Raw genomic sequence first — 9,839 nt, forward strand, 5'->3', positions numbered from 1 at the left:
CGATTCTGTTACCTTAATTGATAGATGAATTAAAAGTATGTGATTGAAAAGAGGTAGCGCATGATTGTAATTACAGGTGCAAGTAGCGGTTTAGGGGCAGAGTTGGCAAAGCGTTATGATGCGGAAGACAAAGAGACGTATATCATAGGAAGAAACACAGAAAAACTATCCGCACTAGCAAAACAACTCTCTCATAACGTTGGTTATCAAGCTTGCAACCTCTCATCGCACCAAAATGTGAAACAGCTCTTTGATGGGGTGAAACAGTCCCCTGAAATGGTCATTCATAGTGCGGGAAGTGGTTATTTTGGCTTACTGGAAGAGCAGGAGCCGGAAGAGATTCAAAAGTTGATTGATAACAACCTGAATTCTGCGATTCATGTGTTAAGAGAGTTAGTAAAGCGTTACAAAGATCATCCAATAAAAGTGGTCATGATCATGTCCACAGCCGCGCAACAACCTAAAGCGCAAGAGTCTACGTATTGTGCAGTGAAATGGGCCGTCAAAGGATTAATTGAGTCGGTTCGTTTGGAGCTAAAAGGAAAACCTATGAAAATCATCGCGGTTTATCCTGGTGGAATGGATACGGAATTCTGGAAAACAAGCGGCAATACGATGGACACGAGTCACTTCATGCAAGCAGAAGATGCCGCAGAGATGCTCCATAATGCGGTGTCGAGCATTGGGAATGGTTATGTTTCTGATATTACAGTGAATAGAACTTAAAAAGAGTTTCGTATACTCATTTTCATCTGGAAGAGTAGTAGAAAATGGAGCGTACGTTTCTTATGAGTACAGCTTTGTCACACTTTGTGGCGAAATTATCAGCAAACGATAGTTATTTAAGGTATTTCTGCTTGCGCAGGTCAAAAGCTTACGTATAATGCCAACCATCAAAGGGCAATAGCCCAAAGATGCCGGTGTGGTGAAATTGGTATACACGACGGATTCAAAATCCGTTGCCTTCGGGCGTGGCGGTTCAAGTCCGCCCACCGGTACCATATCAGAAAGGTCGCTTTTATAGCGGCCTTTCGTCGTTTTAGGTGCTCGTAAATATCAAAAGGAAGTTAGCGTTGCCTTCGCGGTGGCGGCAGGAATGCCAGTCCAATCAACTCCGTCCACCGGTACCATATTTTAAGACAGAGCCTCGATGAAAGTCGGGGCTTTGTTGTATCTGGATCTTCAAAACAAAAAAGCGCGAGGGGTATGCCTCGCGCAAACTACTACATGGTGATAGTAGGAACAGCCTATAGAGCTGTGAACAAGGTATTTTGAGTGTTCGGAGTCCAGTCTGCTTGGGACACGTGCGGTACATCAACTAGATAACGCAAACCTTGATAAGTCACCACATCACCTTGTTTATAGGAAACATTCTGAGTCCAGTTAGTGGCTGGGTCTGCATTTGTCCAGAGGCTAGAGGTTGGAGACGGTGCCCAATCTTGTTGTGCAGTATGGTTTGTTACAGCCTGGTATACAGTACCTAGGTGTAAGACGTAATCGCCAGCGTCGTAGTTATGACCAACTTGCCAGTTCGGTGTGTAGTTATCCATTGTGTCGAAGTCATAACCCGCTTGTTTTGCTAACTGTATAAACTTAGCGAGCTTAGGTAAGTTTTGCGTTGCCCCCATGCCACGCTTACCATCTTCAAATAGGAACTCGTGAGTTAAAACGATAACTTTATCGGCGTGTAAAGGTGTACCACATGGGAACTCTTGAGCTTTGGAGTTGATCGGGTTAATCGTTGTTGGTGCACAAGTGTTTAACGCGGAATCCACATATCCAAGAAATGCTTCTGCTTCTGTAAGGCTGTTTGCTGGCATTTCAATGCCCCAATTTTCAGGTGCCCAGTCCACATCCCAACCGTGAGTTTGATAGCCGTTATTCGCTAGGATATTTTGAACCTCGATAGCTGCTTTTACACTGTTGGATGGGTTGGATGTATCGCATACATATCCTGGTTCCCAAGGTTTCAGGTCATCAGACGTGGCACATAACCCATCTGCTTTGAAGTCTTTCGTCACGCGCCAACCGTTGGTGTAGGGCAGTCTAGCAAACTCTGTTGCCTTGTAGTTCGGGTAGCTTGTAATGTTCGGCAAATACTTTGCTAACACAGATAAGTTTTCCGTAAACATTGAGGCATCGTAAACAGGGTCTTGATACGAGTTAAGCTGGTGGTCCCCGGTCGCATTACACTCCGCAGCACTGTTCGGTCCAAACTCATCAACGCAATTATGAACCATATGATCGTAACTATGGTTCGCGACAATATGACCAGTGTCTAATGCGAGCTTTAAGGCTTCTAGCGAACGGTCTTCATTCTCATCACCAATTCCATCTAAATGCCAAGCATTAAAGTAAAACGTCGCTTTGATATCTTCCTGGTTAAGTACTTGAATAACGTCAATAGATGCATTGATTGGTCCATCATCAAACGTTAGATAAATGGTGCCTTTAGAGTCGGTTTGAGCAAATGAGTGCTGTGATAGTGCGGCACTTACAAGCGCTGCAATAGCCAATTTATTAAATTTCATTCTCTATTCCTTTTAAGAAATTAATAACGACGTTGTCAGTAGTAAAATATTGATAATTTGAAACTTAATGTGATGTCTTAAATTATTTTATGACTTTTATCCTAGACCTAAATAATTACAAAAAAATAGGTGGTATTTTCTAAATTGGGATTGTGTTCACGAATAATGCAACCGGTTGCGCTTTTTTGTCTTGGTTATTTTTGCTACAGTTTTTACAGGTTGAAATTTACACAACGGGAGTAAGGCTATGAAAAAGATCCTTTTATGCTGTAGCGCAGGGATGTCAACCAGTATGCTTGTTAAGAAAATGGAGCAAGCTGCTGAAAATAAAGGAATTGAGTGCAAAATTGATGCAATGTCAGTGAATGCGTTTGAAGATGTAATTAAAGAGTACGATGTTTGTCTTCTCGGGCCTCAAGTACGTTTTCAGCTAGAAGAGCTAAGAAAAACGGCGCAAGAGCATGGTAAAAACATTGATGCTATTTCTCCTCAGCATTATGGAATGATGAAGGGAGAAGAAGTACTAGAGCAAGCATTAGAATTAATTAACTAAACTATAGTTTTAAATTAAAAAGATAACTGTACATCAAATATAAATATTTGATGCGGGATTCTTTTGCCTAAAATAAGGATGGATTCTATGAAGCTTTATGACGCAATTATAGGCGCAGTCGAAAAGCATATAGCCCCTATAGCAGCTAAAGTGGGGAATCAGCCCCATGTTCGCGCAATGAGAGACGGTTTTATTGTCGCAATGCCGTTTATTATTGTCGGTAGTTTCATTTTGATTTTTGCATTCCCCCCATTTGCCGAAGATACAACCTTTACTTTTGGTCGAATTTGGCTCGATTTCGCCACTACACATTTTGATACCATAATGATGCCCTACAACATGTCGATGGGGATCATGACCATTTTTGTTTCGCTGGGCGTTGCTTATAGTTTAGCGAAGGCTTACAAGATGGATGGGATCACGAGTGCTGTATTGTCACTAATGTCTTTTTTACTCATTGCGGCCCCAGCTAAAGATGGCGCGTTGTCTATGTCTCACATGGGCGGAACCGGGATCTTCACCGCAGTGATGTGTGCATTTTTCTCGGTGGAGCTCTACCGTTTTATGAAAAAGCACAATATTACGATTCGCATGCCAGAGCAGGTTCCACCGGCGATTGCGCGATCATTTGAAGTATTGCTACCAGTCTTAGCGATATTCATTACCTTATATCCACTTAGCCTTTTCGTACAAACCCAGTACGACATGCTGATTCCAGATGCTGTTATGGCTATCTTTAAACCGCTAATTAGTGCGTCTAACTCATTGCCTGCCATTATTGGCGCTTTATTGCTTTGCCAGCTGCTTTGGTTTGCGGGTATTCATGGTGCTGCAATTGTTGTTGGACTGCTTTCTCCAATCTTTTTGACCAACATTGGTGCCAACATTGAAGCCTTTGTTGCAGGTGAACCGATTCCAAATGTATTTACTCAACCGTTCTGGGATTTTTACATCTTTATTGGCGGCTCTGGTGCAACACTTGCTCTTGTTATGCTGATGTCGTTTAGCCGTTCTGTTCACCTTAAGAGCATTGGTCGAATGAGTGCGGTGCCTGGCTTTTTCCAAATCAACGAACCAGTGATCTTCGGTAGCCCAGTTGTGATGAACCCGACCTTGTTTATCCCGTTCGTCTTCGCTCCAGTCATCAACGCTACGATTGCGTATTTTGCTGTGCATGTCGGCTTTGTGGGTATGGGTGTCGCTACAACACCTTGGACAACACCGGCACTGATAGGTGCTTCGTGGGGTAGCGGTTGGACCTTTGCGCCAGTATTGCTCGTCATTGGCTTATTAATTCTTGATCTAATCATCTACTTCCCATTCTTCAAAATGTTTGAGAAGCAAATGTTGGAGCAAGAACTGCCAACGACGAAGGAAACTAAAGGTGACACGCAGCCGTCAGGCGAAGGCGTTACTGCTTAACTGTGCTTAATGGGCCGCAATTACCGCGGCCCGATTTTCGGAGAGAAAATGATGGAACAAGAATTGGTTGTAATGGAGATCATTTGCAATGCTGGTGAAGCCAGAAGTTTAAGCTACGAGGCATTGCGTTTATCTCGAGAGCAAGATTTTGAAGCGGCTGATGAGAAGCTCTCTCAAGCAAGAGAGTGCATTAATAAAGCCCACTTAATACAGACTCAGCTTATTGAAGAAGATCAGGGAGAAGGGAAAGTCCCGATGACGTTAGTGATGGTGCATGCTCAAGATCACCTAATGACTACGATTTTGGCTCAAGAGATGGCTGTAGAAATCGTCGCACTGAACAAAAAAATCTCGAACAAATAAAGGGGGATGAAAATGTCTAGAGAGGCGATCAAGCTTGCCATTATTGGCGGTGGTAGTAGCTATACCCCGGAATTGGTTGAAGGGGTTATTAAGCGCTTAGAATATTTACCCGTTAAGAAAATCCATTTTGTGGACATTGAGTCAGGAGCTGAGAAGCTTGAGATCATCAAAGGATTGGCTCAGCGAATGGTCGATAAAGCCGGAGCAAAAATTGAGATAAAAGCCGGTTTCGATCGCCGTGCTGCGATAAAAGATGCGGATTTTGTGATGACGCAGTTTCGTGTTGGTGGCCTTGCTGCTCGCGCTAATGATGAGCGAATCCCAATCAAGTACGACGTCATCGGCCAAGAAACAACGGGCCCTGGTGGTTTTGCTAAAGCACTGCGAACCATTCCGGTCATTCTTGATATCTGTAAAGACATTGAAGAGTTGGCTCCAAACGCATGGATGCTCAATTTCACCAACCCAGCGGGTTTAGTTTCCGAAGCGGTCAGTAAGTACACCAAAGTAAAAAGTATTGGTTTATGCAATGTGCCCGTTTCAATGGAAATGATGATTGCAGAAATGATGGAGTGCGAGCCAAAAGAGCTACAACTTGAGTTTGCTGGGTTAAACCATCTCGTGTGGGTACACAAAGCATGGCTCAATGGGGAAGATATTACTCAAACGGTATTAGAGAAAGTTGGTGATGGTGCCAACTTCAGTATGAAGAATATCTGGGAAGAGCCGTGGGATCCGGCATTTCTAAAAGCACTGGGGGCGATACCATGTCCTTATCATCGTTACTTCTACCAAACTGATGCCATGCTTGCTGAAGAGAAACAAAGTGCCGATGAAAAAGGCACTCGTGCTGAGCGGGTAATGGAAACAGAAAATGCGCTATTTAAGCTCTATCAAGATCCTACCCTCGATCATAAGCCGAAAGAGTTAGAGGAGCGGGGTGGTGCTTATTATTCTGATGCATCACTGAACCTAGTTGATTCAATTTATAACAATCGTAATAGTATTCATGTTGTTAACGTTTTAAATAATGGAGCGATCAACGGCCTACCTGACGATGCTGTGATTGAATGTAGTGCCGTGATTGGTAGCTGGGGGGCGAAACCTCTTGCGGTTGGCGAGTTGTCAAACAATATCAAAGGATTACTCCATCAAGTTAAAGCGTATGAGCAGCTAACAATAGAAGCTGCTGTCGAAGGTAATTATGACAAGGCGCTTATGGCATTAACCAATAACCCATTGGTGCCTGACATTGGCCGCGCCAAGTCAATCCTGGATGATATTCTGGCGGTGAACGCTCCGTATTTACCTCAATTTAAACTAACGACGTTGTAAGACTAAGGAAGGGCGCCGATGAAAGTCATTTTTAATGCTGATGATTTTGGTTTAACGAGAGGTGTAAATAACGGCATCGTTAAAGCTCATCAGCAAGGTGTGGTTCATTCAACCACCATGATGGTGGGTATGGATGCTGAGCAACATGCCTTAGAACTAGCTCGCCATAATCCAGACTTGAAAGTTGGCGTTCATCTTAGGTTTACAGCAGGTGTGCCTATAACGAAGCATCGTAACTTGACTAACGGCCGAGCGCACTTTATCAACTATGACGAACTTTGGAGTAAGCAGGACTTCGAAACTCAGGTCGTTTATGATGAAGCAAAAGCTCAGGTGGAACATTTTTTATCGCTTGGGTTAGAGCTAAGCCACTTAGATAGCCATCATCACGCGCATACTCACCCTCAAATTTTGCCCGTTATTAAAGAAGTAGCGAATGAATACCGAGTGCCACTGCGGGGCACTGGCTTGTGTCAAGAATCGATGACAATCAGGTATATCTTTACTGATGAGTTTTATGATCAAAAAGTGAGCTTGGATGGCTTAATGGCACATCTATTGAGCTTAAAAGCTGACTATGACTTGGTTGAGGTGATGTGCCACCCGGCAGAGGCCGATCAGGCGCTTATCTTAAAGAGTGGCTATGCGCTTCAGCGAGAGCTAGAGTTACAAGTTCTTACCTCTCCCATTTTAAAAGAACAGTTAGCTCATCATGGTATAACTGTCACGGATTACTCTGAGCTTGTTTCTACCAATCAAATGGTCGGTGTATGATTAAAGGCTGCCAGCTTCGCCCCCTATAGCACCTTACGAATTGCTGGCAGCCGTTCTATACAAACGAATATTTAATAACAATTGCAGTTGGACCCAATAGCATTATGGCAAGGATTAAAGATGTAGCCGAACTCGCCGGTGTAAATCGCTCTACCGTTTCTCGAATTATTAATGGAGAGGGGAAATTTCGTGAGGAAACTCGAAAAAAAGTAGAGCAGGCTATGGCGCAATTGAATTATCGTCCCAGTGCAATTGCTCGTTCACTCGCAACCTCATCCAGTAATATGGTTGGGTTATTGGTGACTTACTATACGGGGGGCTTCTTTGGCGAGATGATGGAGCAGGTTCAGACCGAGCTGGATATTCATAAGAAGTTTTTGATTACAGCTCAAGGCCATCATTCTGCACAAGGTGAAAAAGAGGCAATTCAGCGTTTTAATGATTTACGTTGTGACGGCTATGTACTTCATAGTCGTTATTTGTCAGATGATGACTTACGTGAACTAGCTAAACAGCCAACACCTTTCGTTCTCCTGGATCGCTACGTGGAAGGAATAGAAGAGCGTTGTGTTACCTTTAACCATCATCATGCAAGCCGTATTGCCGTTGAGCACCTTTTAGCTGGTGGTCATCGAAAGATTGCTTGTATTGCCGGTCCATCCCAACGTCATAACAGTGTATTGAGAAAGCTTGGGTATATTGATGCAATGAAGGATGCTGGTATAGATATTGATGAAAGCTGGTGTGAAGAAGGGAATTATGGCCGGCAAAGTGGTTATGATGCAATGGCTGCAATTTTACAACGACACCCTGATGTGACGGCTGTCTTTTCGTGCAGTGAAGAAATGACGGTTGGCGCAATGCAGTACTTACACGAGCACAGTATTTCTGTACCAGAGCAAATCTCATTAACTAGCTTTGACAGTGTTGATCTTTGTGAAAGTCTTTACCCTACAGTATCAGCAGTGCACTTTCCTATCAGTGACATGGCCCGTGTAGCGGTACAAACGTTAATGGGGCTAGTCAAAGATCAAGAAGTAATAGACAAGCCAGTGTTCGAGGCCAAGCTTAAAATACGCAAAGCAGATCGCTCCTTAAAGTAGCTTACTTCTATCTAATTAAGTGAGTCGCTTAGAAATAACGGTTTGATGTTTTGATAGTTACTGATGAATTTATTCACAAAATTTACTAGTATTCTAACTCTCTTAAGAAATATAAATCAGTAGTGAATAAGTGGCAGCCATTAAACTAACGGTCGATCGTATTCAACCCGGATTACATATCCGTCTTCCGCTAAAGTGGAACGATCACCCCTTTCTACTCAATAGCTTTAAGATTAAAGACCAAGAGCAAGTCGAGATGATCCGCCACCTCGGCGTAGAGTTCGTTTACTTTAATCCAGAGCAAAGCGATGCCGTTCCACTCCCTGTTGATCAAAGACAAGCTGACAGAGTAACAAATGAAGCGTCGTTAGATCATGAAACTCAAAAAATGTGGCAAGAAAAACAGAACCGCATAGAAAAGTTAAGTGCATACCGTCGACGCGTGATTCAGTGTGAAAAAGAGTTTGAGCGCTCTCTGGCACGTATGCGTTCAGTCATGACTAAAATCCGTAACCGTCCGACAGCAGCAGTTGATGAAGCAAAGCTTCTTATTGAAGATATCGTCGAGAAGTTAATGTGCGATGATAATGTTACGTTACATCTGATGAACGGAAAAAATGAGTTTGAAGATATTTATTTCCACTCATTGAACGTGGCTGTTATCTCGATGATGATTGGCCGTGCTAAAGGGTACTCAGCAGCACAGTTGAAAGAGCTTTCCTTCTCCGCACTATTCCATGATATCGGGAAAATAAAAATCCCGACTGCAATATTAAGAAAGCAACTACCTCTAACAGAGCCAGAAACCAACTACTTAAAGTTGCATACTAAATATGGCGTCGATCTTGCGAGTCAAATCGAGGCTTTTCCCGAAGTCGCGAGAATTGTGATCGCGCAGCACCATGAGCTAAGAGATGGGTCTGGTTATCCTAAAGGCCTGAAAGGAGATGAGATCAACGAGTTTGCTCAAATTATTGCTGTAGCCAATGCGTTTGATAACTTGTGCCATACCCCGATAGTCTCAGACCAAAAGATTCCTTATACCGCACTCTCTCATTTATATAAGAACTGTAAACACCTATATAAAGAAGAGAACCTGAACATCCTAATTAAGTTTATGGGCGTGTTTCCTCCGGGTACCGTAGTTCAGCTTTCTAATAATATGGTCGGCCTGGTTATCTCAGTGAATGCATCGCATCTATTATTCCCGAATGTTTTGGTTTACGATCCATCAGTACCAAGGACGCAAGCGCCAATCATTGATCTTGCCTCAAAAGATATAAAGATAGTTAACGCGATTCATCCGTCAAAATTACCGGATAAAGTAAAAGAGTATCTAAATCCGCGTTCGCGTATTTCTTATTTCTTTGATAGTGATGAGTAGTTATCCACAGCTTTTTGTGAGTAAATTGTATAAATCCTGAGTGTTATTTCTGGGTAATTTTAGGGTTGGATGGAAAGTATCCATTTGGCATGTTTTTTTAGAAAAAATGCATTTTTAGTATTGCCAAAGAAAATCTTCTCCCTATAATGCGCATCCATCGACACGGCAGACGTCACAAGGCTTCAGCAGGGTCGAAGAGGTAAAAAGCTTCTACAAAAAATTAGTTTAAAAAAGTGTTTGACACTAACGACTAAATCGCTAGAATGCACCTCCGCTTTGAGAGAAAAACTTCTCGCAAAGCAAGCTCTTTAACAATATAGACCTATCAATCTGTGTGGGCACTCGTTGATGATAATCCAATTAGAAGCTTCGGC

At 42.9% G+C, this 9,839-nt stretch carries 9 protein-coding genes and 1 tRNA gene; 9 read left to right on the plus strand and 1 reads right to left on the minus strand.

Annotation, left to right across the window (positions count from 1 at the left end; all coding sequences use genetic code 11):
- Nucleotides 1–60: 60 nt before the first annotated feature.
- Together R7E42_RS17890 and R7E42_RS17895 are read left to right on the plus strand one after the other, a co-directional pair.
- Nucleotides 61–726 carry an SDR family NAD(P)-dependent oxidoreductase gene (locus R7E42_RS17890; protein WP_054702631.1) on the plus strand — a complete coding sequence of 222 codons (666 nt, stop codon included), beginning with the start codon at nucleotides 61–63 and terminating at the stop codon, nucleotides 724–726.
- A gap of 190 nt (nucleotides 727–916) precedes the next feature.
- Nucleotides 917–1,001 (plus strand) — tRNA-Leu (locus R7E42_RS17895).
- A 246-nt stretch (nucleotides 1,002–1,247) separates the two neighbouring features.
- On the opposite strand, the gene R7E42_RS17900 is transcribed toward R7E42_RS17895, so the two are convergent.
- Nucleotides 1,248–2,531 carry a carbohydrate-binding protein gene (locus tag R7E42_RS17900; RefSeq protein ID WP_017821842.1) on the minus strand — a complete coding sequence of 428 codons (1,284 nt, stop codon included), beginning with the start codon at nucleotides 2,529–2,531 and terminating at the stop codon, nucleotides 1,248–1,250.
- Nucleotides 2,532–2,778: 247 nt separating this feature from the next.
- On the opposite strand from R7E42_RS17900, the gene R7E42_RS17905 reads away from it, so the two are divergent.
- The 7 genes from R7E42_RS17905 (at nucleotide 2,779) to R7E42_RS17935 (ending at nucleotide 9,465) form a co-directional block, all read left to right on the plus strand.
- Nucleotides 2,779–3,084 carry a PTS sugar transporter subunit IIB gene (locus tag R7E42_RS17905; protein WP_020480920.1) on the plus strand — a complete coding sequence of 102 codons (306 nt, stop codon included), beginning with the start codon at nucleotides 2,779–2,781 and terminating at the stop codon, nucleotides 3,082–3,084.
- Nucleotides 3,085–3,171: 87 nt separating this feature from the next.
- On the plus strand, nucleotides 3,172–4,506 hold the full coding sequence (locus tag R7E42_RS17910) for a PTS sugar transporter subunit IIC (RefSeq protein ID WP_005381064.1): 1,335 nt from the start codon (nucleotides 3,172–3,174) through the stop codon (nucleotides 4,504–4,506).
- 51 nt (nucleotides 4,507–4,557) lie between these two features.
- Nucleotides 4,558–4,869, plus strand: a complete 312-nt coding sequence (locus R7E42_RS17915; RefSeq protein WP_031777269.1) for a PTS lactose/cellobiose transporter subunit IIA — start codon at nucleotides 4,558–4,560, stop codon at nucleotides 4,867–4,869.
- Between the two features lie 12 nt (nucleotides 4,870–4,881).
- On the plus strand, nucleotides 4,882–6,204 hold the full coding sequence (locus R7E42_RS17920) for a 6-phospho-beta-glucosidase (protein WP_222712669.1): 1,323 nt from the start codon (nucleotides 4,882–4,884) through the stop codon (nucleotides 6,202–6,204).
- A gap of 18 nt (nucleotides 6,205–6,222) precedes the next feature.
- Nucleotides 6,223–6,978, plus strand: a complete 756-nt coding sequence (chbG, locus tag R7E42_RS17925) for a chitin disaccharide deacetylase (protein WP_005381046.1) — start codon at nucleotides 6,223–6,225, stop codon at nucleotides 6,976–6,978.
- Nucleotides 6,979–7,082: 104 nt separating this feature from the next.
- Nucleotides 7,083–8,081, plus strand: a complete 999-nt coding sequence (locus tag R7E42_RS17930) for a LacI family DNA-binding transcriptional regulator (protein WP_005381031.1) — start codon at nucleotides 7,083–7,085, stop codon at nucleotides 8,079–8,081.
- A 130-nt stretch (nucleotides 8,082–8,211) separates the two neighbouring features.
- On the plus strand, nucleotides 8,212–9,465 hold the full coding sequence (locus R7E42_RS17935) for an HD-GYP domain-containing protein (RefSeq protein ID WP_222712668.1): 1,254 nt from the start codon (nucleotides 8,212–8,214) through the stop codon (nucleotides 9,463–9,465).
- The last annotated feature ends 374 nt before the right edge of the window (nucleotides 9,466–9,839 follow it).

The sequence above is a fragment of the Vibrio sp. Vb1337 genome (genome assembly GCF_033338715.1).
Lineage (GTDB): Bacteria > Pseudomonadota > Gammaproteobacteria > Enterobacterales > Vibrionaceae > Vibrio > Vibrio alginolyticus.